General features: G+C 52.6%; 24 protein-coding genes. 17 read left to right on the forward strand and 7 right to left on the reverse strand.

Annotated elements, in window-relative coordinates:
* The first annotated feature begins 7 nt into the window (after positions 1 to 7).
* From G434_RS00610 to murJ, 3 genes are all read left to right on the forward strand, one after another.
* Entirely contained in the window at positions 8 to 655 is a 648-nt protein-coding gene (locus G434_RS00610; protein ID WP_000877109.1) for a YceH family protein, read from the forward strand.
* A gap of 1 nt (position 656) precedes the next feature.
* Positions 657 to 1580 carry a Gfo/Idh/MocA family protein gene (locus tag G434_RS00605; protein WP_000736134.1) on the forward strand — a complete coding sequence of 308 codons (924 nt, stop codon included), beginning with the start codon at positions 657 to 659 and terminating at the stop codon, positions 1578 to 1580.
* A gap of 109 nt (positions 1581 to 1689) precedes the next feature.
* Positions 1690 to 3225 carry a murein biosynthesis integral membrane protein MurJ gene (murJ, locus tag G434_RS00600; RefSeq protein ID WP_001050672.1) on the forward strand — a complete coding sequence of 512 codons (1536 nt, stop codon included), beginning with the start codon at positions 1690 to 1692 and terminating at the stop codon, positions 3223 to 3225.
* A 39-nt stretch (positions 3226 to 3264) separates the two neighbouring features.
* On the opposite strand, the gene flgN is transcribed toward murJ, so the two are convergent.
* The 3 genes from flgN to flgA all read right to left on the reverse strand — a co-directional run bounded on the left by flgN (position 3265) and on the right by flgA (position 4714).
* The gene (gene flgN / locus G434_RS00595) at positions 3265 to 3681 is read right to left on the reverse strand and encodes a flagella biosynthesis chaperone FlgN (RefSeq protein ID WP_000197348.1); all 417 of its coding nucleotides are present in this window, start codon (positions 3679 to 3681) and stop codon (positions 3265 to 3267) included.
* 4 nt (positions 3682 to 3685) lie between these two features.
* Positions 3686 to 3979, reverse strand: a complete 294-nt coding sequence (gene flgM / locus G434_RS00590; protein ID WP_000020884.1) for a flagellar biosynthesis anti-sigma factor FlgM — start codon at positions 3977 to 3979, stop codon at positions 3686 to 3688.
* Between the two features lie 75 nt (positions 3980 to 4054).
* Complete coding sequence (flgA, locus tag G434_RS00585; RefSeq protein ID WP_000879687.1) at positions 4055 to 4714, reverse strand: flagellar basal body P-ring formation chaperone FlgA; 660 nt, start codon at positions 4712 to 4714, stop codon at positions 4055 to 4057.
* Positions 4715 to 4868: 154 nt separating this feature from the next.
* On the opposite strand from flgA, the gene flgB reads away from it, so the two are divergent.
* The 11 genes from flgB to flgL all read left to right on the forward strand — a co-directional run bounded on the left by flgB (position 4869) and on the right by flgL (position 14799).
* On the forward strand, positions 4869 to 5285 hold the full coding sequence (gene flgB, locus G434_RS00580; RefSeq protein WP_000884702.1) for a flagellar basal body rod protein FlgB: 417 nt from the start codon (positions 4869 to 4871) through the stop codon (positions 5283 to 5285).
* A gap of 3 nt (positions 5286 to 5288) precedes the next feature.
* A complete protein-coding gene (gene flgC / locus G434_RS00575; RefSeq protein ID WP_001196460.1) occupies positions 5289 to 5693 on the forward strand; it encodes a flagellar basal body rod protein FlgC in 405 nt (134 codons plus the stop codon).
* 11 nt (positions 5694 to 5704) lie between these two features.
* The gene (flgD, locus tag G434_RS00570; RefSeq protein ID WP_000020493.1) at positions 5705 to 6400 is read left to right on the forward strand and encodes a flagellar hook assembly protein FlgD; all 696 of its coding nucleotides are present in this window, start codon (positions 5705 to 5707) and stop codon (positions 6398 to 6400) included.
* A gap of 24 nt (positions 6401 to 6424) precedes the next feature.
* A complete protein-coding gene (flgE, locus tag G434_RS00565; protein WP_000885858.1) occupies positions 6425 to 7630 on the forward strand; it encodes a flagellar hook protein FlgE in 1206 nt (401 codons plus the stop codon).
* A gap of 19 nt (positions 7631 to 7649) precedes the next feature.
* Positions 7650 to 8405: a flagellar basal-body rod protein FlgF gene (gene flgF / locus G434_RS00560; RefSeq protein ID WP_000349311.1), complete on the forward strand. Its 756-nt coding sequence runs from the start codon at positions 7650 to 7652 to the stop codon at positions 8403 to 8405.
* A 136-nt stretch (positions 8406 to 8541) separates the two neighbouring features.
* Positions 8542 to 9324, forward strand: coding sequence for a flagellar basal-body rod protein FlgG (gene flgG, locus G434_RS00555; RefSeq protein WP_000625837.1), 783 nt, complete (start codon positions 8542 to 8544; stop codon positions 9322 to 9324).
* Between the two features lie 52 nt (positions 9325 to 9376).
* A complete protein-coding gene (gene flgH, locus G434_RS00550; protein WP_001295442.1) occupies positions 9377 to 10075 on the forward strand; it encodes a flagellar basal body L-ring protein FlgH in 699 nt (232 codons plus the stop codon).
* Between the two features lie 11 nt (positions 10076 to 10086).
* The gene (gene flgI / locus G434_RS00545) at positions 10087 to 11184 is read left to right on the forward strand and encodes a flagellar basal body P-ring protein FlgI (RefSeq protein WP_000589320.1); all 1098 of its coding nucleotides are present in this window, start codon (positions 10087 to 10089) and stop codon (positions 11182 to 11184) included.
* Entirely contained in the window at positions 11184 to 12125 is a 942-nt protein-coding gene (gene flgJ / locus G434_RS00540; protein WP_001309406.1) for a flagellar assembly peptidoglycan hydrolase FlgJ, read from the forward strand. Before flgI ends, flgJ begins: the two co-directional genes overlap by 1 nt.
* 65 nt (positions 12126 to 12190) lie before the next feature.
* Positions 12191 to 13834: a flagellar hook-associated protein FlgK gene (gene flgK, locus G434_RS00535; RefSeq protein ID WP_000096524.1), complete on the forward strand. Its 1644-nt coding sequence runs from the start codon at positions 12191 to 12193 to the stop codon at positions 13832 to 13834.
* 11 nt (positions 13835 to 13845) lie between these two features.
* Entirely contained in the window at positions 13846 to 14799 is a 954-nt protein-coding gene (gene flgL, locus G434_RS00530) for a flagellar hook-associated protein FlgL (RefSeq protein ID WP_001212768.1), read from the forward strand.
* Positions 14800 to 14893: 94 nt separating this feature from the next.
* Here the strand turns inward: flgL and G434_RS00525 are convergent, their stop codons facing one another.
* From G434_RS00525 to rne, 3 genes are all read right to left on the reverse strand, one after another.
* Positions 14894 to 15388, reverse strand: coding sequence for a GNAT family N-acetyltransferase (locus G434_RS00525; protein ID WP_000613626.1), 495 nt, complete (start codon positions 15386 to 15388; stop codon positions 14894 to 14896).
* Positions 15385 to 15678, reverse strand: a complete 294-nt coding sequence (locus tag G434_RS00520) for a type II toxin-antitoxin system TacA family antitoxin (protein WP_001110447.1) — start codon at positions 15676 to 15678, stop codon at positions 15385 to 15387. Before G434_RS00520 ends, G434_RS00525 begins: the two co-directional genes overlap by 4 nt.
* A gap of 132 nt (positions 15679 to 15810) precedes the next feature.
* Complete coding sequence (rne, locus tag G434_RS00515; RefSeq protein ID WP_000827427.1) at positions 15811 to 18996, reverse strand: ribonuclease E; 3186 nt, start codon at positions 18994 to 18996, stop codon at positions 15811 to 15813.
* Positions 18997 to 19568: 572 nt separating this feature from the next.
* Here rne and rluC point away from each other — a divergent pair.
* Complete coding sequence (gene rluC, locus G434_RS00510; protein ID WP_000846342.1) at positions 19569 to 20528, forward strand: 23S rRNA pseudouridine(955/2504/2580) synthase RluC; 960 nt, start codon at positions 19569 to 19571, stop codon at positions 20526 to 20528.
* 111 nt (positions 20529 to 20639) lie between these two features.
* On the opposite strand, the gene yceF is transcribed toward rluC, so the two are convergent.
* Positions 20640 to 21224 carry a 7-methyl-GTP pyrophosphatase gene (gene yceF / locus G434_RS00505; RefSeq protein ID WP_001125202.1) on the reverse strand — a complete coding sequence of 195 codons (585 nt, stop codon included), beginning with the start codon at positions 21222 to 21224 and terminating at the stop codon, positions 20640 to 20642.
* 198 nt (positions 21225 to 21422) lie between these two features.
* On the opposite strand from yceF, the gene yceD reads away from it, so the two are divergent.
* Both yceD and rpmF read left to right on the forward strand, forming a co-directional pair.
* Positions 21423 to 21944, forward strand: coding sequence for a 23S rRNA accumulation protein YceD (gene yceD / locus G434_RS00500; RefSeq protein WP_001174481.1), 522 nt, complete (start codon positions 21423 to 21425; stop codon positions 21942 to 21944).
* A 51-nt stretch (positions 21945 to 21995) separates the two neighbouring features.
* Complete coding sequence (gene rpmF / locus G434_RS00495; protein ID WP_000290727.1) at positions 21996 to 22169, forward strand: 50S ribosomal protein L32; 174 nt, start codon at positions 21996 to 21998, stop codon at positions 22167 to 22169.
* The last annotated feature ends 58 nt before the right edge of the window (positions 22170 to 22227 follow it).

Here is a 22227-nt window from a genome sequence, read left to right on the forward strand (position 1 = left end):
GAATCTCATGAAATATCAACTTACTGCCCTTGAAGCTCGCGTGATTGGTTGCTTGCTGGAAAAGCAGGTGACCACGCCGGAGCAATACCCGCTCTCAGTCAATGGTGTAGTCACGGCCTGTAATCAGAAAACGAACCGTGAACCGGTCATGAATCTGAGTGAATCCGAAGTGCAGGAACAGCTGGATAATCTGGTCAAACGTCATTATCTACGCACAGTGAGCGGTTTTGGTAATCGGGTCACCAAATATGAGCAACGTTTTTGTAATTCAGAATTTGGCGATCTGAAACTGAGCGCCGCAGAAGTGGCGTTAATCACCACGTTGTTATTGCGTGGTGCCCAGACGCCGGGTGAACTGCGCAGCCGCGCCGCGCGAATGTATGAATTCAGCGATATGGCGGAAGTGGAGTCGACGCTGGAACAACTGGCAAATCGCGAAGATGGTCCTTTTGTGGTGCGTCTGGCCCGCGAACCGGGTAAACGTGAAAGCCGCTACATGCATCTTTTCAGTGGTGAGGTTGAAGATCAGCCGGCGGTGATGGATATGTCGAACGCGGTTGACGGTGATTTACAGGCACGCGTTGAAGCCCTGGAAATCGAAGTGGCAGAACTGAAACAGCGTCTTGATTCGTTGCTGGCCCATCTGGGAGATTAAAGTGAAAAAATTACGTATCGGCGTAGTGGGGTTAGGCGGCATCGCGCAAAAGGCGTGGTTACCGGTGCTGGCGGCAGCGTCTGACTGGACGTTACAAGGTGCGTGGTCGCCTACGCGCGCGAAAGCCTTGCCAATTTGTGACAGCTGGCGCATTCCTTATGCCGATTCGTTATCCAGCCTTGCCGCCAGTTGCGATGCGGTTTTTGTGCATTCCAGCACCGCCAGCCACTTTGACGTGGTCAGTACGTTACTCAATGCGGGGGTACATGTCTGTGTCGATAAACCGCTGGCAGAAAATCTGCGCGATGCTGAACGGCTGGTGGAACTTGCGGCACGGAAAAAACTGACGTTGATGGTCGGTTTTAACCGTCGTTTCGCACCACTCTACGGTGAGTTAAAAACGCAACTCGCCACCGCAGCCTCGCTAAGAATGGATAAACATCGTAGCAATAGCGTCGGGCCACACGATCTTTATTTCACGTTGCTGGATGATTATCTGCATGTGGTGGATACCGCGCTGTGGTTGTCGGGCGGTAAAGCCTCTCTGGATGGCGGTACGCTACTGACTAATGACGCTGGCGAAATGCTGTTTGCCGAGCACCATTTTTCGGCCGGTCCTTTGCAGATCACCACCTGTATGCATCGCCGTGCCGGAAGCCAGCGTGAAACCGTGCAGGCCGTGACTGACGGTGCGCTCATCGACATTACGGATATGCGCGAATGGCGTGAGGAGCGCGGGCAGGGCGTAGTGCATAAACCGATTCCTGGTTGGCAGAGTACGCTTGAGCAACGTGGATTTGTCGGCTGTGCGCGGCACTTCATTGAATGTGTGCAAAATCAGACAGTTCCGCAAACCGCCGGCGAACAGGCAGTGCTGGCGCAACGTATCGTTGACAAGATCTGGCGCGATGCGATGAGTGAATAAACCCTGTAACATCTGGCGGTAGCAATTCACCATAATCCAGGTAGACTATTCGCCTCTTTCAGCGCCTGCCTTGCAGGCGTTTTGCCCGTGGGTCTGGATTAGAACACCGATGAATTTATTAAAATCGCTGGCCGCCGTCAGCTCGATGACCATGTTTTCGCGTGTGCTTGGCTTCGCACGTGACGCAATTGTCGCCAGAATCTTTGGCGCAGGGATGGCAACCGACGCCTTTTTCGTCGCTTTTAAACTTCCTAACTTGTTACGCCGTATCTTTGCCGAAGGGGCATTTTCCCAGGCATTTGTACCGATTCTGGCGGAATATAAAAGTAAGCAGGGTGAAGACGCCACGCGGGTCTTTGTCTCTTATGTTTCTGGCCTGCTGACACTTGCGCTGGCGGTTGTGACGGTCGCTGGCATGCTCGCCGCACCGTGGGTGATCATGGTGACCGCGCCAGGCTTCGCTGACACAGCTGACAAATTTGCCCTGACCAGCCAGCTACTAAAGATTACCTTTCCCTATATCTTGCTGATCTCCCTGGCGTCGCTGGTGGGAGCGATTCTGAATACGTGGAACCGCTTCTCGATTCCGGCGTTTGCCCCGACATTGCTCAATATCAGCATGATTGGCTTTGCGCTGTTTGCCGCACCGTACTTTAATCCACCGGTGCTGGCGCTGGCGTGGGCTGTTACGGTGGGCGGCATCCTGCAGCTGGTGTATCAGCTACCGCATCTGAAGAAGATCGGCATGCTGGTCCTGCCGCGCATTAACTTCCACGATGCCGGAGCAATGCGCGTGGTGAAACAGATGGGACCGGCGATCCTTGGCGTCTCTGTGAGTCAGATCTCCTTAATCATCAACACCATTTTTGCCTCGTTTCTTGCTTCCGGTTCGGTGTCTTGGATGTATTACGCCGACCGCTTAATGGAGTTTCCGTCCGGTGTACTGGGCGTGGCGCTTGGCACCATTTTGCTGCCGTCGCTGTCGAAAAGTTTTGCCAGTGGCAATCATGATGAATACAACCGTTTGATGGACTGGGGGCTGCGTCTTTGTTTCCTGTTGGCGCTGCCGAGTGCGGTTGCGTTGGGCATTCTTTCAGGTCCGTTAACCGTTTCGCTGTTCCAGTACGGTAAATTTACCGCCTTTGATGCGCTGATGACCCAGCGGGCGTTAATTGCCTACTCGGTGGGTTTGATTGGCCTGATTGTAGTGAAAGTGTTGGCTCCTGGCTTTTATTCCCGCCAGGACATTAAAACGCCAGTGAAAATTGCCATCGTTACGCTGATTTTAACGCAATTGATGAACCTGGCGTTTATCGGTCCGTTGAAACATGCCGGGCTGTCACTTTCTATTGGTCTGGCGGCGTGTCTGAATGCTTCGCTGCTTTACTGGCAGTTGCGTAAGCAGAAAATCTTTACCCCGCAACCTGGCTGGATGGCGTTTCTGTTGCGTCTGGTAGTGGCGGTACTGGTGATGTCGGGCGTGCTTTTAGGTATGTTACATATCATGCCGGAGTGGTCATTGGGTACCATGCCCTGGCGCTTACTGCGTTTAATGGCGGTCGTGCTGGCGGGGATTGCCGCGTACTTTGCTGCACTGGCGGTACTGGGCTTCAAAGTTAAAGAGTTTGCCCGCCGGACGGTGTAACAATGCATTCCGGCCTGCAGTGCAGGCCGGAGATAATCTTCAGATCGAAATCTTTTTACTGCCGCGATGGGTTGTTGAGGTCTGACCGTTTGCCCCATATAGCGTCGGTTCCTGATGCGGTTTCAACATTTCCAGTGCTTGTTGGTTGCGCTCAATCTGTCCTTCCAGTAACCAGCCGTTATGTTGATTCATTTGGCGTAGTTGCTGCGTTTTCACAGTAATTGCCTGCCAGCGTTGACTAATATCAACGCTATTTGCTGAATTGGGTTCTTTCCTGCGTAACTGTTCGAGGTAATCCAGCGTCGCCAGCAGAGAGCTTTTTTGTTCTGTAATCCATTGCAACTGACTGCCGTTGATCTGCCCCATAGAGAGATGTTGCTGCTCTTGATCCATTACCGTTTTGAGATCGTTAAGCACAGCGGACATCTGGTCGAGGATCTCTGCAAGACGCGTCATACGATCAGTTACTCTGCAAGTCTTGCTGCGCTTCGTTGATCAGCGCATCGGCAATTTTGCCGGTGTCCATTTTTAGTTCACCGTTACGAATCGCCAGTTTTAACGCTTCGACACGTTCAAGATTGATATCACTGCTGCCGGGTTGCATCAGTTTTGCTTGCGCGTCGCTTAACGTCACACTGGTGCTGGTGGAGGCGGTTGTTTTTGCCGCCCGGGTGTTCGTTACCGGCGCGTCAGTGGTTTCGCGCGGTTGAACGGTGCTTACGGGCTTCAGAGGCGAAGTGCGATCAATACTCATTGTTTATTCCTCATTGAGGGCGCTTTTATCATGTGTTGCTTATTTATCGGCAAGGGACGGGTAATCTTTAACAGCTTACAGGTTTATAAGAATATTCCCATCTGCATCAACAACGCCGCTGACCACCTGTCCCGATACCATGCGCACCCGCGCATTCTGTGCGACGGCAGCATTGTTCAGCGCCTGACCTTCTGCGTTGGCGCTAAACCCATCACCACTGGCGATCACGTTGACGCGTTGTCCCGCTTTTACCCGCCATGCCTGGCGAAACTGGGTTAACTGGATAGGTTGATCGGGTGATAGATCGCGCAGGCTAACGGCATCAACAAGTTGATTGATATCCAGCACCGTACGCGGTGGCAAGGTGTCCAGCCGTCCGCGTTTCAGTTTGACATTGCCAGCTTCCAGCTTTCCTCCCCGCACAATGGGCATTGCGGCAACCACATAATTTCCTGTGGCCTGCACATTAACCTGTAAATATCGTTTGTCGTTACCGCAGCGTGCCAACACATTCACATTGCCCCACAGGCGGGAATTATTGCTCATCGAAAGCAATGGCTGCTCGCACGGCGGTAGTAGATTGGGCGCTGTACGAATAGAAACACGAACCTCATCACTTACCCCCGCGAGCTGGGCGCTAAAAAAGGTGTGCAATTGCGATGCGAGATTGCTCGCCGCACTTAACGGACTGAACAGTATCGCGATGATCGCCACGCTACGTTTTATTGCCAGCATTTTCGCCTCCTGCCATTTCTACAACGTGAATTGTACCTGTCCGCAATGACCATCAACGGCATAAATAGCGACCCATTTTGCGTTTATTCCGCCGATAACGCGCGCGTAAAGGCATTTAAGCTGATGGCAGAATTTTGATACCTGCGGAGGAGATATGCTCGATAAGCTCGACGCCGCCTTACGTTTTCAACAAGAGGCGCTCAATCTGCGCGCCCAGCGTCAGGAAGTGCTGGCAGCAAACATCGCCAATGCCGATACCCCTGGTTATCAGGCGCGCGATATCGATTTTGCCAGTGAACTTAAAAAAGTCATGCAACGTGGACGGGATGCAACCAGTGTGGTTGCACTGACGATGACCTCAACGCAACACATTCCGGCGCAGGCGCTGACGCCTCCTACCGCAGAACTGCAATACCGTATTCCGGACCAGCCTTCGCTTGACGGTAATACCGTCGATATGGATCGCGAACGCACCCAGTTTGCCGATAACAGCCTGCAATACCAGATGAGCCTTAGCGCGTTGAGCGGGCAAATCAAAGGCATGATGAACGTTTTACAGAGCGGAAATTAACGGATGGCACTGCTGAATATTTTTGATATCGCCGGGTCGGCGTTAACTGCCCAGTCCCAGCGCCTGAACGTGGCGGCCAGTAATCTGGCGAATGCTGATAGCGTGACCGGTCCCGATGGACAGCCATATCGGGCAAAACAGGTGGTATTCCAGGTTAACGCTGCACCAGGTGCTGCGACAGGCGGCGTAAAGGTTGCCGATGTTATAGAAAGTCAGGCCCCGGACAAACTGGTTTATGAACCGGGTAATCCGCTGGCGGATGCAAAGGGCTACGTGAAAATGCCAAACGTTGATGTCGTCGGAGAGATGGTTAACACCATGTCGGCGTCACGCAGCTATCAGGCCAATGTTGAAGTGCTCAACACGGTGAAAAGCATGATGCTGAAAACCCTTACGCTCGGTCAATAAAGGAGAAAACTATGTCCATTGCGGTAACCACCACCGATCCGACAAATACCGGCGTCAGCACCACCAGTAGTAGTTCGCTCACGGGCAGCAACGCCGCAGATTTACAAAGCAGTTTTCTGACTTTGCTGGTGGCGCAGCTGAAAAACCAGGACCCGACCAATCCAATGGAAAACAACGAGCTGACGTCGCAATTGGCTCAAATCAGCACGGTCAGCGGGATTGAAAAACTCAATACCACGCTCGGATCTATTTCCGGACAGATTGATAACAGCCAGTCGTTACAGGCCAGTAACCTGATCGGTCACGGCGTGATGATCCCCGGCACCACTGTTCTTGCGGGAACCGGCAGTGAAGAAGGGGCTGTGACCACGACCACGCCGTTTGGTGTTGAGCTGCAACAGGCGGCAGACAAAGTTACGGCCACCATCACCGATAAAAATGGCGCGGTTGTCCGTACCATTGATATTGGTGAACTGACCGCCGGAGTCCACAGTTTCACCTGGGACGGTACGTTGACTGACGGCACCACTGCGCCGAACGGTTCTTACAACGTAGCGATTAGCGCCAGTAACGGTGGTACACAACTGGTTGCCCAGCCGCTGCAGTTTGCTCTGGTGCAGGGTGTGATCCGCGGCAACAACGGTAATACGCTGGATCTCGGCACTTACGGCACCACCACCCTCGACGAAGTACGGCAGATAATTTAAGCCTTCACATTTCAGGAGTCAGTCATGGCCTTTTCTCAAGCGGTTAGCGGATTAAACGCTGCCGCCACCAACCTCGATGTTATTGGCAACAATATCGCCAACTCCGCCACCTACGGCTTTAAATCAGGCACGGCCTCTTTTGCCGATATGTTTGCCGGTTCGAAAGTGGGACTGGGGGTAAAAGTTGCCGGTATCACCCAGGACTTTACCGATGGCACGACTACCAACACCGGGCGAGGTCTGGACGTTGCTATCAGCCAGAACGGTTTTTTCCGTCTGGTAGACAGCAACGGTTCGGTGTTCTACAGCCGTAACGGACAATTTAAGCTGGATGAAAACCGTAACCTGGTGAATATGCAAGGTTTACAGCTGACGGGTTACCCGGCAACCGGTACGCCGCCGACTATTCAGCAAGGGGCGAATCCGACCAATATTTCGATTCCGAATACCCTGATGGCAGCGAAAACTACCACCACGGCGTCGATGCAGATCAACCTGAATTCCAGTGATCCGCTTCCCTCTGTTAACGCATTTGATGCCAGCAATGCGGATAGCTATAACAAAAAAGGTTCGGTGACTGTTTTCGATAGTCAGGGTAATGCTCATGACATGAGCGTCTACTTTGTGAAGACCGGGGATAATAACTGGCAGGTCTACACCCAGGATAGTAGTGATCCAACAGGCACAGCTGACCATGCAATGACGCTGGTGTTTAATGCCAATGGTGTTCTGACCTCAAATCCAACAGCGAATATTACCACTGGCGCAATTAACGGCGCAGATCCCGCCACGTTTAGCCTGAGCTTCCTCAACTCCATGCAGCAAAATACCGGTGCTAACAACATTGTGGTAACCACCCAGAACGGCTACAAACCGGGCGATCTGGTGAGTTATCAAATCAATGATGACGGTACGGTTGTCGGCAACTATTCCAACGAACAAACCCAACTGCTGGGGCAGATTGTACTGGCGAACTTTGCCAACAACGAAGGTCTGGCATCCGAAGGCGACAACGTCTGGTCTGCGACGCAATCTTCTGGCGTGGCGCTGTTGGGGACGGCCGGGACGGGCAACTTTGGCACCCTGACCAACGGTGCGCTGGAAGCGTCCAACGTCGATCTCAGTAAAGAACTGGTCAATATGATCGTTGCCCAGCGTAACTATCAGTCTAACGCCCAGACCATCAAAACCCAGGACCAGATCCTCAACACGCTGGTTAACTTACGCTAATCGCTGACGGGATAGCTCAATGGATCACGCAATTTATACCGCGATGGGAGCAGCCAGCCAGACGTTGAATCAACAGGCGGTAACCGCCAGTAATCTGGCCAATGCCTCTACGCCCGGTTTTCGCGCGCAGTTAAACGCCTTGCGCGCAGTGCCGGTGGAAGGGCTTTCACTGCCCACGCGCACGCTGGTAACGGCGTCAACGCCGGGTGCAGACATGACGCCCGGCAAGATGGATTACACCTCGCGCCCGCTGGACGTTGCGTTGCAGCAGGATGGCTGGCTGGCCGTGCAGACCGCTGACGGCAGCGAAGGGTATACGCGTAATGGCAGCATTCAGGTTGATCCCACCGGGCAACTGACAATTCAGGGGCATCCGGTGATAGGCGAGGCGGGGCCAATTGCTGTGCCGGAAGGGGCGGAAATCACTATTGCTGCCGATGGCACAATCTCGGCGCTGAATCCGGGCGATCCGGCAAATACGGTTGCGCCAGTGGGGCGTCTGAAACTGGTGAAAGCCACGGGCAGCGAAGTGCAGCGCGGTGACGACGGCATTTTTCGTTTAAGCGCGGAAAGCCAGGCCACGCGTGGGCCGGTACTGCAGGCAGATCCAACCTTGCGTGTGATGTCGGGAGTTCTGGAAGGCAGTAACGTCAATGCCGTTGCGGCAATGAGCGACATGATTGCCAGCGCGCGGCGTTTTGAAATGCAGATGAAGGTGATCAGCAGCGTCGATGATAACGCAGGCCGTGCCAACCAACTGTTGTCGATGAGTTAATTAAACGATTGATGACATTGCAATAAAAGCGCGCGGACTATTCTCTCGCCCATTTTGGGAGAGGTTAGGGTGAGGGGAAATTCGCACCGTCGCGTGCTTCTGCTCTGCTTGTCACTAATCCACTACAGGACATTTTATGATCAGTTCATTATGGATCGCCAAAACGGGCCTGGATGCCCAGCAAACCAATATGGACGTCATTGCCAACAACCTGGCAAACGTTAGTACCAACGGTTTTAAGCGTCAGCGCGCGGTGTTTGAAGATCTGCTTTATCAAACCATTCGCCAGCCGGGGGCACAGTCTTCCGAACAAACCACCTTACCATCCGGATTACAAATCGGTACGGGGGTACGCCCGGTCGCCACTGAACGCTTACACAGCCAGGGCAACCTGTCGCAAACCAATAACAGCAAAGATGTCGCGATTAAAGGGCAGGGCTTTTTCCAGGTGATGTTGCCAGATGGCTCATCAGCCTATACCCGTGACGGCTCTTTCCAGGTGGATCAGAACGGGCAGCTGGTGACGGCTGGTGGTTTTCAGGTGCAGCCAGCGATCACCATTCCGGCGAATGCGTTAAGTATCACCATCGGTCGTGATGGCGTGGTCAGCGTAACCCAACAAGGCCAGGCAGCTCCGGTTCAGGTTGGGCAGCTCAATCTCACCACCTTTATGAATGATACCGGACTGGAGAGTATTGGCGAAAACCTCTACACCGAAACGCAATCCTCCGGTGCACCGAACGAAAGCACGCCGGGCCTGAACGGCGCGGGACTGCTGTATCAAGGGTATGTTGAAACGTCTAACGTCAACGTGGCGGAAGAACTGGTCAATATGATTCAGGTGCAACGCGCTTACGAAATCAACAGTAAAGCGGTATCCACCACCGATCAGATGCTGCAAAAACTGACGCAACTCTAAGGCATAACCGGTGGCAGATTCACCGGTTTACTGATTTTTGAAGATGATAGCCATGCAAAAAAACGCTGCGCATACTTATGCCATTTCCAGCTTGTTGGTGCTTTCACTAACCGGCTGCGCCTGGATACCCTCCACGCCGCTGGTACAGGGGGCGACCAGTGCACAACCGGTTCCCGGTCCGACGCCCGTCGCCAACGGTTCTATTTTCCAGTCTGCTCAGCCGATTAACTATGGCTATCAACCGCTGTTTGAAGATCGTCGACCACGCAATATTGGCGATACGCTGACCATCGTGTTGCAGGAGAACGTCAGCGCCAGCAAAAGCTCCTCTGCGAATGCCAGCCGTGACGGTAAAACTAATTTTGGCTTTGATACTGTGCCGCGCTATTTGCAGGGGCTGTTTGGTAACGCTCGTGCCGATGTCGAAGCCTCCGGTGGTAACACGTTCAACGGAAAAGGCGGGGCCAATGCCAGTAATACCTTTAGCGGCACGTTGACGGTGACGGTTGACCAGGTACTGGTCAACGGCAATCTGCATGTGGTGGGTGAAAAACAGATCGCCATTAATCAGGGTACCGAATTTATTCGCTTCTCTGGTGTAGTTAATCCACGCACTATCAGCGGCAGCAATACCGTACCGTCTACTCAGGTGGCGGATGCACGTATTGAATACGTAGGCAATGGCTACATTAACGAAGCGCAAAATATGGGCTGGTTGCAGCGTTTCTTCCTCAACCTGTCACCAATGTAAGTGAGGCTGTGGTGATTAAATTTCTCTCTGCATTAATTCTTTTACTGGTTACCACGGCGGCTCAGGCTGAGCGTATTCGCGATCTCACCAGTGTTCAGGGGGTAAGGCAAAACTCACTGATTGGCTATGGCCTGGTGGTGGGGCTTGATGGTACAGGTGACCAGACAACTCAGACGCCGTTTACCACACAAACGCTTAATAACATGCTCTCACAGCTGGGAATTACCGTTCCGACGGGCACTAATATGCAGCTAAAAAACGTCGCTGCGGTTATGGTGACAGCGTCACTTCCACCGTTTGGACGTCAGGGGCAAACCATTGACGTGGTAGTTTCTTCCATGGGAAATGCCAAAAGTCTGCGTGGCGGTACGTTATTGATGACACCGCTTAAGGGCGTTGACAGTCAGGTGTATGCGCTGGCGCAGGGCAATATTCTGGTTGGCGGCGCAGGGGCCTCCGCTGGCGGTAGCAGTGTTCAGGTGAACCAACTGAACGGTGGACGGATCACCAATGGTGCGGTTATTGAACGTGAATTGCCCAGCCAGTTTGGCGTCGGGAATACCCTTAATTTGCAACTTAACGACGAAGATTTCAGTATGGCGCAGCAAATCGCTGACACCATCAACCGTGTGCGTGGATATGGCAGCGCCACCGCGTTAGATGCGCGGACTATTCAGGTGCGCGTACCGAGTGGCAACAGTTCCCAGGTCCGTTTCCTTGCCGATATCCAGAATATGCAGGTTAATGTTACCCCGCAGGACGCTAAAGTAGTGATTAACTCGCGCACTGGTTCGGTGGTGATGAATCGCGAAGTGACCCTCGACAGCTGCGCGGTAGCGCAGGGGAATCTCTCAGTAACAGTTAATCGCCAGGCCAATGTCAGCCAGCCAGATACACCGTTTGGTGGTGGGCAGACTGTGGTTACTCCACAAATGCAGATCGATTTACGCCAGAGCGGCGGTTCGCTGCAAAGCGTACGTTCCAGCGCCAGCCTCAATAACGTGGTGCGTGCGCTCAATGCGCTGGGCGCTACGCCGATGGATCTGATGTCCATACTGCAATCAATGCAAAGTGCGGGATGTCTGCGGGCAAAACTGGAAATCATCTGATGATCAGCGACAGCAAACTACTGGCAAGTGCGGCCTGGGATGCACAATCGCTCAACGAACTTAAGGCGAAAGCGGGCGAAGATCCGGCGGCAAATATCCGTCCGGTGGCCCGCCAGGTGGAAGGGATGTTCGTGCAGATGATGTTGAAAAGCATGCGCGACGCTTTACCAAAAGATGGCCTGTTCAGCAGCGAGCACACTCGCCTGTATACCAGTATGTATGACCAGCAGATTGCCCAACAGATGACGGCGGGCAAAGGTCTGGGGCTGGCAGAGATGATGGTTAAACAGATGACGCCAGAACAACCATTGCCAGAGGAGTCCACGCCAGCAGCACCGATGAAATTCCCGCTCGAAACCGTGGTGCGTTATCAAAATCAGACGCTTTCGCAGCTGGTGCAAAAGGCCGTACCACGTAACTACGATGATTCGCTGCCGGGTGACAGTAAAGCATTCCTCGCGCAACTCTCGTTGCCCGCCCAACTGGCAAGCCAGCAAAGCGGTGTGCCACATCATTTGATCCTCGCTCAGGCGGCGCTGGAGTCTGGCTGGGGACAACGGCAAATCCGCCGTGAAAACGGCGAGCCGAGCTATAACCTGTTTGGCGTCAAAGCCTCTGACAACTGGAAAGGGCCAGTCACTGAAATCACCACGACTGAATATGAAAATGGCGAAGCGAAGAAAGTAAAAGCGAAGTTTCGGGTCTACAGCTCGTATCTGGAAGCATTGTCGGATTACGTTGGGCTGTTAACGCGTAACCCGCGCTACGCCGCCGTGACGACCGCCGCGAGTGCGGAGCAGGGGGCGCAGGCCCTACAGGACGCGGGCTATGCCACCGATCCTCACTATGCCCGCAAACTCACCAACATGATTCAGCAGATGAAATCGATAAGCGACAAGGTGAGCAAAACCTACAGCATGAACATTGATAATCTGTTCTGAATAACTCAAGTCCGGCGGGTCGCTGCCGATAATACTCTGTAATTGAAGGCTTATAAGGAACCTCCATGTCCAGCTTGATCAATAACGCCATGAGCGGACTGAACGCGGCCCAGGCGGCGTTAAATACGGCAAGTAATAATATCTCCAGCTATAACGTTGCCGGATATACCCGCCAAACCACTATTATGACGCAGGCCAATAGCACGTTGGGCGCTGGCGGCTGGGTTGGCAATGGCGTCTACGTTTCTGGTGTGCAGCGTGAGTATGATGCGTTTATTACCAACCAGTTACGTGCGGCGCAGACGCAAAGTAGCGGCCTGACTGCCCGCTATGAGCAGATGTCGAAAATCGACAATATGCTCTCCACCAGTACCTCTTCGCTGGCAACACAGATGCAGGATTTCTTCACCAGCCTGCAAACGCTGGTGAGTAACGCGGAAGACCCGGCAGCGCGCCAGGCGCTGATTGGGAAATCAGAAGGGTTGGTGAATCAGTTTAAAACCACCGATCAATATCTGCGCGACCAGGACAAACAGGTCAATATCGCGATAGGTGCCAGCGTTGATCAGATCAACAATTACGCTAAACAAATCGCCAGCCTGAACGATCAAATCTCCCGCCTGACAGGCGTGGGGGCAGGGGCGTCACCTAACAATCTGCTGGATCAACGCGATCAACTGGTGAGCGAATTAAACCAGATTGTTGGCGTAGAAGTCAGCGTTCAGGATGGTGGCACTTATAACATCACGATGGCCAATGGCTACTCACTGGTTCAGGGAAGTACGGCGCGGCAACTTGCGGCAGTTCCTTCCAGCGCCGACCCTTCTCGTACGACTGTCGCTTATGTTGATGGGACGGCAGGCAATATTGAGATCCCTGAAAAATTACTGAATACCGGGTCGCTGGGCGGCATTCTGACATTCCGTTCTCAGGATCTTGACCAGACGCGTAATACGCTTGGACAACTGGCGCTGGCATTTGCCGAGGCTTTCAACACCCAACACAAAGCCGGATTTGATGCTAACGGCGATGCCGGTGAAGATTTCTTTGCTATCGGTAAGCCCGCGGTTCTGCAAAACACGAAAAACAAAGGTGACGTTGCGATCGGTGCAACGGTAACTGATGCCTCCGCGGTACTGGCGACAGATTACAAAATCTCGTTCGATAATAATCAGTGGCAGGTCACCCGCCTTGCCAGTAATACCACTTTTACGGTGACGCCGGATGCCAACGGTAAAGTGGCATTTGATGGTCTGGAGTTGACGTTAACAGGAACGCCTGCCGTTAACGACAGCTTCACACTGAAACCGGTAAGTGACGCCATCGTCAACATGGATGTATTAATCACCGACGAAGCGAAAATCGCCATGGCGAGCGCAGAAGATGCGGGTGATAGCGACAACCGCAACGGTCAGGCCCTGCTCGATCTGCAAAGCAACAGTAAAACGGTGGGCGGTGCGAAATCCTTTAACGACGCTTATGCCTCGTTAGTGAGTGATATCGGTAATAAAACCGCGACGTTGAAAACCAGTAGCACCACTCAAGGTAATGTGGTGACGCAGCTTTCCAATCAGCAGCAGTCGATTTCCGGTGTCAATCTCGATGAGGAGTACGGAAATCTGCAACGTTTTCAGCAGTATTACCTCGCGAATGCGCAGGTTCTGCAGACGGCAAACGCGATTTTTGATGCGCTGATTAACATTCGCTAAGGGGAGATAAAATGCGTTTCAGTACCCAGATGATGTACCAGCAAAACATGCGCGGCATCACCAATTCTCAGGCAGAATGGATGAAGTACGGCGAACAGATGTCGACGGGTAAGCGAGTCGTTAACCCTTCAGATGATCCCATTGCTGCATCACAAGCTGTTGTTCTCTCCCAGGCACAGGCGCAAAACAGCCAGTACACGCTGGCGCGTACTTTCGCCACTCAAAAAGTGTCACTGGAAGAGAGTGTACTTAGCCAGGTCACCACCGCTATCCAGAATGCTCAGGAAAAAATTGTCTACGCCAGCAATGGCACCTTGAGTGACGATGACCGTGCCTCGCTGGCTACGGATATTCAGGGGCTTCGTGACCAGTTGCTGAATCTGGCGAACACCACTGACGGTAACGGGCGCTACATTTTTGCCGGTTATAAAACAGAAACTGCGCCGTTTAGTGAGGCGGATGGCAAATACGAAGGCGGAGCAGAAAGTATTAAACAACAGGTCGATGCTTCGCGTTCGATGGTGATAGGGCACACGGGTGACAAAATTTTCGACAGTATTACCAGCAACGCGGTAGCGGAACCAGACGGTAGCGCTTCTGAAACCAATCTTTTTGCCATGCTGGATAGCGCCATCGCAGCCCTAAAAACGCCGGTCGCGGATAGCGAAGCGGATAAAGAAACCGCCGCTGCGGCACTGGATAAAACCAACCGCGGACTGAAAAACTCGCTGAACAATGTGCTGACTGTTCGCGCGGAATTAGGCACGCAGCTGAACGAACTGGAGTCGCTGGATTCATTAGGTAGCGATCGCGCTTTAGGGCAAACGCAGCAGATGAGCGATCTGGTTGATGTGGACTGGAATGCAACTATTTCATCTTACATCATGCAGCAAACGGCATTGCAGGCATCGTATAAAGCATTTACCGATATGCAGGGATTGTCGCTGTTCCAGCTCAACAAATAAGCTCGCTTTAAAACATATCATGAAACTGGGTATGTTTTCTCTGCCTGCTCTGGGATCGCCGGGGCGGGCATTTTTTTGCATGAGACATAACGAACTATTTAAGACATTCCTGCAAATCAGCCAATGTTGCCATCAGTATCATAGAATCGACAGGCGATGGTTCAAACCCCACTCGCAGATAAAACTCACGGGCCTGGTCTGATAACGCATGGACCAACATTCCGCGAATACCAATGACTTCAGCCGCCTGTAGTACTCGTAGACCGGCATCTCTGACCATCGCACGACCGATGCCCTGACCCTGTAATGATTTATCTATTGCCAGACGACCAAGTACTACAACAGGGATCGGTTCTGGCATATTTCGGCGAAATCGTCCTGTCGCGACATACGTTTCAACGGCGCTGGAAGCAAGCGAATAATATGCCAAAACGTTGCTATACGTATCACAGCTAACAAATGTACGTGATGCGCCGGCAAGCTGATTTTTTAGGGCTCTCTGCTTTAGCCAGTTATCCATCGTTTCTACTCCCGAGCAAAAAGAGGTGAATTGATGCCTTGCCATGAGTGGCTCGGGGGCCTGAATCATTTTTTTTGCTCCCACGGCGCGGGTGTTTGCATGGTTTTGCGTAATGCAGCATTGGGCGCGGGGGGCTGATCCAGACGATTCAAAAATAGCTGGTAATCATCAGAATCGATCCTGAAAATTCTCTGCTCAATGAGCGCCTCTTCAGCTGCGGCTCTGGCGGCCTCAAGGACAAATTCGGTGCGATTTTTTCCTCGGGCTTTAGCGGCCCGGTCAATAAGATCGCGTTCTGCGGGTTTTATGCGCAAATTTAAAGATTCGCGCCTGGTTGGAATGTTATTGGCTGCTGGCATAAATATATCCTTCGGCTTTGCATGGATGATAATTATACAGCGCATGTAACGCTAATGTCATTACAACAAAGATGCTACCCTGAAATAAAAAAGCCCTGGCAGTTACCAGGGCTTGATTACTTGAGCTAATTATTACTCAACAGGTTGCGGACGCGCAGGAGCGGCAGAGGCATGATGCGTTGCCGTATGACCACCTGCAGCACCTTTACCTTCGAAGGCAAAAGTAGGGCGCTGCCAGTCACTGTGACGCGGTGCCTCCGGAACATATTCCGGTGCCGGAGCGCGCGTCATTGGCGCGGTAGCGTGGTTATGCTCAACGGTGACCTCAGGTTTAACCGCGGCTACCGTTTCAACTTCTGCTGCGACTTCGGCGACGACTGGCGCGGCAGGTTGAGCAACAACTTCAGGTTCAGCAACCACAACCTCAGCAGTTTCGGCAACTTCTTCAATATCTGCCGTCTCTTCCTGCGGTTCAACCACCGGTTCTGCGTGTTCTGCAACTTCCTGGGCTACGGCAACATCAGACTCGGTAATCACCTGCGGCTGTTCAGTTACCGCGGCGGCAATTACTTCAGGATGGGTCGTTTCAACCACTTCCGGTTGCGGTTCGGCAACCTGAACGGGGGCTTCTACAACTTCAGCCACTTCTTCAACAACCGGTGCGCTAACAACAGGTTCGACAGCGGCGGCGACAGGGACCTCAGTCACCATCGGCTGCACTTGTACTTCTTCCTGTTCGCGCTGCTCTTCGACCTGTACATCTTGCGGACGTACAATTGGATAGCGGATCCAGACTTTGCCAGAGGCCAGTTCCGGAGATGCGCACGCTACGGTCAACGGCATTGGCGATTGGGTTGGATAACGCTCGTCACGATAGCGACGACGACGCTGACCACTCACGCGCAGGTGACGAGGCGAGCGGCGAGAACGACGCGGCATGCCACCGTTGTCACGGTTATCGGCATTGTTCTCTTCTTGCTGTTCTGGTGCAGCTTGCGCTACGACTGGCAGCGGGACTTTCACCAGTTCTGTGCGTGGAGCTGGCGCTTCCTGAACAATTGGTTCGGCAGCGACAGTTTCTTCAACCACCGGTGCGACTACCGCTTCTTCGGCTACGCTTTGCTCGTAACGCACTTTCTGATTGAGCTGACGCTGTTTACGACGCGGCTGAACCGGACGTACACGCTCTTCCTGTTCGGTTTCCTGAACAGATTGCTCTTCAACATTCAGCGCCTTCGCTTCTTGTTGCGCCTGACGTTTATCATCGTTACGGCGGCGGCTACGTTCACGACGCGGCGCTTGCTGCTCGTCGGTGGTACGTGCTTTTTCCGTTACCTCAGCCTGCTGACGGCTCTCACGCGTCTCGGCAGTCTGCTGCTGTGCCTGGCGACGATTACGACGGTTTTCTTCGCGATTATCGCTGCCTTCAGTACGTTCACTACGGGTGTCGCGGCGCTCATTACGGTCACGGCGGTTGTTCTGACGAGGCTTGCGACGATCCTGTTGACGTTCCGGTTTCGCTTCTGCTTTCGGTGCTGGTTGCTCGGCCGGTTTGGTTTCTTCACCACCGCTGAACAGCGCTTTCAGTGCGCCGAAGAAGCGGCTCAACAACCCTGGCTGTGCAGGAGATGCTGGTGTTGCCGTTGCAGCTTTAGGTGCTGGGGCTACAACAGGCGCGGTAGGTTCAGCTGGGGTTGGCGCTGGCGGCACATCCGGCATGGCAAAGGTTGCCAGCGCAGGTTGTTCAGGACGCTTACGTTCAGCGAACTCTTCTTCAGACGGCAGCGCCATCGCTTCTTCATGCAGCTTCGGCAGCATGTAGCTTAAGGTTGGAGTTTCTTCCCCTTTACGCACGCGCAGCACATGGTAGTGCGGGGTTTCCATCTGATCGTTTGGCACAATCACACAGCGCACGCCGTCCTGACGAGTTTCAATCGCATTCACTGCAGAACGTTTTTCATTCAGCAGGTAAGACGCGATTGGCACAGGAACAATGGCGTGAACTTCCTGAGTGTTCTCTTTCAGCGCTTCTTCTTCGATCAGACGCAGAATAGAGAGCGACAGCGATTCGTTGTCACGCACGGTACCGGTACCGGAGCAGCGCGGGCAGACGTGATGGCTGGATTCACCCAATGATGGGCTCAGGCGCTGACGGGACATTTCCAGCAGGCCAAAGCGAGAAATATGGCTGATTTGAATACGCGCACGGTCCTGACGCACCGCTTCACGCAGACGGTTTTCTACCGCACGCTGGTGGCGTACTGGCGTCATGTCGATGAAGTCGATAACAATCAGGCCGCCGAGGTCACGCAGGCGCAGCTGACGAGCAATCTCATCGGCAGCTTCGAGGTTGGTGTTAAACGCGGTTTCTTCGATATCGCCGCCGCGGGTCGCGCGTGCGGAGTTGATGTCGATGGCGGTTAACGCTTCGGTGCTGTCGATAACAATGGAACCACCGGATGGCAGACGAACTTCACGCTGGAAGGCGGACTCAATCTGTGACTCGATCTGGTAGTGGCTGAACAGCGGGATCTCGCCGGTGTACAGTTTGATTTTGCTGCTGAAATCCGGGCGACCTAATGCAGCGATATGCTGGCGTGCCAGTTCGAGCACTTTCGGGTTATCGATAAGGATTTCGCCGATGTCCTGACGTAAGTAATCGCGGAATGCGCGAACGATTACGTTGCTCTCCTGATGAATCAGGAACGGAGCCGGGCGGCTTTCAGCGGCTTTTTTGATGGCTTCCCAGTGTTTCAGACGGAAGCTTAAATCCCATTGCAGCGCCTCAGCAGATTTGCCGACGCCAGCGGTGCGCACGATAAGCCCCATGCCTTCCGGCAGTTCAAGGCTTGCCAGTGCTTCTTTTAATTCGGTACGGTCGTCGCCTTCGATACGACGAGAAATGCCACCCGCGCGCGGGTTGTTCGGCATCAGAACCAGATAGCTACCCGCCAGACTGATAAAGGTGGTTAATGCCGCGCCTTTGTTGCCGCGCTCTTCTTTATCGATCTGAACAATGACTTCCTGACCTTCACGCAACACATCTTTAATGTTGGGACGACCATGAGCACTGTAGTTAGCAGGGAAATATTCGCGGGCAATTTCTTTTAGTGGGAGGAAACCGTGACGTTCAGCGCCGTAATCAACAAAAGCAGCTTCCAGACTCGGTTCAATGCGGGTGATTTTACCTTTGTAGATGTTTGCCTTTTTCTGCTCGTGCCCTGGACTTTCGATATCCAGGTCATACAGACGCTGCCCATCTACAAGGGCAACGCGCAACTCTTCCTGCTGAGTTGCGTTGATTAACATTCTTTTCATCGTAACTTACTCATTATTCTTACATTGACGACTAAGCTGCGGGCAAAGTAACGCCTTTCCGGGTGTGAACCGATGGCCTCGTGTCTAGTCGCGTCGCCAACCTCACGGTTATCGTCAGCTCAAAGAGGCGCAGAGTGTCGGTTGCCCGTTTTTCATGCGGAAAAACAGCGCAATTATCAAAGAAACAGACTGGGTATTACTCTCCAGAAATATTTCCATCTACCGGTAAGGACTGCAACCCGCAGCCCGCTAACTGCCTGAAAGATCAATACGTCTTACGCCATTGCTGCGTGGATGATCGGTCGGGCAAAATGGGTTATTCCGTAAAATTTCTTGTTTTAACAAGGATGGACACGGAAACGGCCTCATTATTCCACTGCAAGCCTTGTTATAGCAAGATGACTTTTACCATTTATCACCCGCTTACTCACAGTTTTTTCACTTCTTGCTGGTGATTGGTTTAATAACCATCAATAAAGTGATCACGTAGTGAAGTAATAAGGTGCAAAACTAAATATAAGCATAGAAAAATGAGTGGCGCGAATCCTGTTGGCTAATTAGAATCGCCCACCATGAAAACAGAGACTCCATCCGTAAAAATTGTTGCTATCACCGCTGACGAAGCGGGGCAACGTATCGATAACTTTTTGCGTACCCAATTGAAAGGCGTACCAAAAAGTATGATTTACCGTATTTTGCGTAAAGGCGAAGTGCGGGTGAACAAAAAACGTATTAAGCCTGAATATAAACTCGAAGCGGGTGATGAAGTACGTATCCCACCGGTTCGCGTTGCTGAGCGGGAAGAAGAGGCGGTTTCGCCACATCTGCAAAAGGTGGCAGCGCTGGCGGACGTCATCTTATATGAAGATGACCATATCCTGGTGCTGAATAAACCTTCCGGTACGGCGGTACATGGCGGCAGTGGTTTAAGCTTCGGTGTTATCGAAGGTTTGCGGGCGTTGCGCCCGGAAGCGCGGTTCCTTGAACTGGTTCATCGTCTCGACCGGGACACTTCAGGTGTGTTGCTGGTAGCGAAAAAACGCTCGGCGTTGCGTTCTCTGCATGAGCAATTACGTGAAAAAGGGATGCAAAAAGATTACCTGGCGCTGGTGCGCGGTCAGTGGCAGTCGCATGTGAAGAGCGTTCAAGCGCCGTTGCTGAAAAATATTCTGCAAAGCGGCGAACGTATCGTGCGTGTGAGTCAGGAAGGCAAACCGTCGGAAACACGCTTTAAAGTGGAAGAACGCTATGCTTTTGCCACCCTGGTGCGTTGTAGCCCGGTAACAGGGCGTACTCATCAGATCCGTGTTCATACACAGTATGCGGGTCATCCGATTGCCTTTGACGATCGCTACGGTGACCGTGAATTTGACAGACAGCTCACTGAAGCCGGCACGGGATTAAATCGTCTGTTCCTGCACGCCGCAGCGTTGAAGTTTACCCATCCGGGGACCGGTGAGGTGATGCGTATCGAAGCGCCGATGGATGATGGTTTGAAGCGTTGTTTGCAAAAACTGCGTAACGCGCGCTAATACGAGCATATAAGCATGATAATGGGCGGTTGGCCTGATAAGGCGTTTACGCCGCATCAGGCTGCCAGCACCGATTGCCGGATGCGACGTAAACGCATCCGGCGCAAACAACTATCCCATCAGCGGGTTTTTCCCTTCACGACGTAACATCTGACACAGCGCGATTAGCGGTAAACCAACCAGCGTGTTAGGATCACGCCCCTCTAAACGCTCAAACAGCGTAATGCCAAATCCTTCACTCTTAAAGCTACCCGCGCAGTGCAGGGGATGCTCCTTACGCACGTAATTATCAATCTCCGCCTCGCTCAGGTGACGGAAATGGACGTCAAAAGGCTCCACTTCTGTTTGCAGATGCCCATTCGCCGAATTAAACAACGCCAGTCCAGTATAGAAGGTGACGATATTGCCGCTGGCTTTACGTAATTGCAGACGGGCATTTTCTTCCGTTAACGGTTTACCGGTGATTTCGCCATCAAGAACACATACCTGGTCTGAACCAATAATTAAATGATCCGGATAACGTGACGCCAGAGATTGCGCTTTTTCTTGTGCCAGTCGAAGCACCAACTGTCGCGGTGATTCGTCGCTGCGTGGGGTTTCGTCGACCTCTGGTGCTGCACATTCAAAAGAGATTTGCAGTTTTTCCAGAAGAGCGCGACGCCATGGCGAGGTGGAGGCTAAAATAAGTTTAGGCATATTTTTTTCCATCAGATATAGCGTATTGATGATAGCCATTTTAAACTATGCGCTTCGTTTTGCAGGTTGATGTTCGTTATCAGCACTGAACGAAAATAAAGCAGTAACCCGCAATGTGTGCGAATTATTGGCAAAAGGCAACCACATGCTGCCTTTTTCTTTGACTCTATGACGTTACAAAGTTAATATGCGCGCCCTATGCAAAAGGTAAAATTACCCCTGACTCTCGATCCGGTTCGTACGGCTCAAAAACGCCTTGATTACCAGGGTATCTATACCCCTGATCAGGTTGAGCGCGTCGCCGAATCCGTAGTCAGTGTGGACAGTGATGTGGAATGCTCCATGTCGTTCGCTATCGATAACCAACGTCTCGCAGTGTTAAACGGCGATGCGAAGGTGACGGTAACGCTCGAGTGTCAGCGTTGCGGGAAGCCGTTTACTCATCAGGTCTACACAACGTATTGTTTTAGTCCTGTGCGTTCAGACGAACAGGCTGAAGCACTGCCGGAAGCGTATGAACCGATTGAGGTTAACGAATTCGGTGAAATCGATCTGCTTGCAATGGTTGAAGATGAAATCATCCTCGCCTTGCCGGTAGTTCCGGTGCATGATTCTGAACACTGTGAAGTGTCCGAAGCGGACATGGTCTTTGGTGAACTGCCTGAAGAAGCGCAAAAGCCAAACCCATTTGCCGTATTAGCCAGCTTAAAGCGTAAGTAATTGGTGCTCCCCGTTGGATCGGGGATAAACCGTAATTGAGGAGTAAGGTCCATGGCCGTACAACAGAATAAACCAACCCGTTCCAAACGTGGCATGCGTCGTTCCCATGACGCGCTGACCGCAGTCACCAGCCTGTCTGTAGACAAAACTTCTGGTGAAAAACACCTGCGTCACCACATCACTGCCGACGGTTACTACCGCGGCCGCAAGGTCATCGCTAAGTAATCACGCGTCTGCGTGATGAAGCTTAGTGAGGATTTTCCCCAGGCAACTGGGGAAAGAC

Origin of the sequence: Escherichia sp. KTE172 (assembly GCF_000408845.1) — a bacterium.
GTDB classification, from domain to species: domain Bacteria; phylum Pseudomonadota; class Gammaproteobacteria; order Enterobacterales; family Enterobacteriaceae; genus Escherichia; species Escherichia coli.

Coding starts and splice junctions, on each gene's coding strand:
- G434_RS00610 (WP_000877109.1), top strand. CDS start 8: ATGAAATATCAACTTACTGCCCTTGAAGCTCGCGTGATTGGTTGCTTG.
- murJ (WP_001050672.1), top strand. CDS start 1,690: ATGAATTTATTAAAATCGCTGGCCGCCGTCAGCTCGATGACCATGTTT.
- flgN (WP_000197348.1), bottom strand. CDS start 3,681: ATGACGCGTCTTGCAGAGATCCTCGACCAGATGTCCGCTGTGCTTAAC.
- flgM (WP_000020884.1), bottom strand. CDS start 3,979: ATGAGTATTGATCGCACTTCGCCTCTGAAGCCCGTAAGCACCGTTCAA.
- flgA (WP_000879687.1), bottom strand. CDS start 4,714: ATGCTGGCAATAAAACGTAGCGTGGCGATCATCGCGATACTGTTCAGT.
- flgB (WP_000884702.1), top strand. CDS start 4,869: ATGCTCGATAAGCTCGACGCCGCCTTACGTTTTCAACAAGAGGCGCTC.
- flgC (WP_001196460.1), top strand. CDS start 5,289: ATGGCACTGCTGAATATTTTTGATATCGCCGGGTCGGCGTTAACTGCC.
- flgD (WP_000020493.1), top strand. CDS start 5,705: ATGTCCATTGCGGTAACCACCACCGATCCGACAAATACCGGCGTCAGC.
- flgE (WP_000885858.1), top strand. CDS start 6,425: ATGGCCTTTTCTCAAGCGGTTAGCGGATTAAACGCTGCCGCCACCAAC.
- flgF (WP_000349311.1), top strand. CDS start 7,650: ATGGATCACGCAATTTATACCGCGATGGGAGCAGCCAGCCAGACGTTG.
- flgG (WP_000625837.1), top strand. CDS start 8,542: ATGATCAGTTCATTATGGATCGCCAAAACGGGCCTGGATGCCCAGCAA.
- flgH (WP_001295442.1), top strand. CDS start 9,377: ATGCAAAAAAACGCTGCGCATACTTATGCCATTTCCAGCTTGTTGGTG.
- flgJ (WP_001309406.1), top strand. CDS start 11,184: ATGATCAGCGACAGCAAACTACTGGCAAGTGCGGCCTGGGATGCACAA.
- flgK (WP_000096524.1), top strand. CDS start 12,191: ATGTCCAGCTTGATCAATAACGCCATGAGCGGACTGAACGCGGCCCAG.
- flgL (WP_001212768.1), top strand. CDS start 13,846: ATGCGTTTCAGTACCCAGATGATGTACCAGCAAAACATGCGCGGCATC.
- G434_RS00525 (WP_000613626.1), bottom strand. CDS start 15,388: ATGATTCAGGCCCCCGAGCCACTCATGGCAAGGCATCAATTCACCTCT.
- G434_RS00520 (WP_001110447.1), bottom strand. CDS start 15,678: ATGCCAGCAGCCAATAACATTCCAACCAGGCGCGAATCTTTAAATTTG.
- rne (WP_000827427.1), bottom strand. CDS start 18,996: ATGAAAAGAATGTTAATCAACGCAACTCAGCAGGAAGAGTTGCGCGTT.
- rluC (WP_000846342.1), top strand. CDS start 19,569: ATGAAAACAGAGACTCCATCCGTAAAAATTGTTGCTATCACCGCTGAC.
- yceF (WP_001125202.1), bottom strand. CDS start 21,224: ATGCCTAAACTTATTTTAGCCTCCACCTCGCCATGGCGTCGCGCTCTT.
- yceD (WP_001174481.1), top strand. CDS start 21,423: ATGCAAAAGGTAAAATTACCCCTGACTCTCGATCCGGTTCGTACGGCT.
- rpmF (WP_000290727.1), top strand. CDS start 21,996: ATGGCCGTACAACAGAATAAACCAACCCGTTCCAAACGTGGCATGCGT.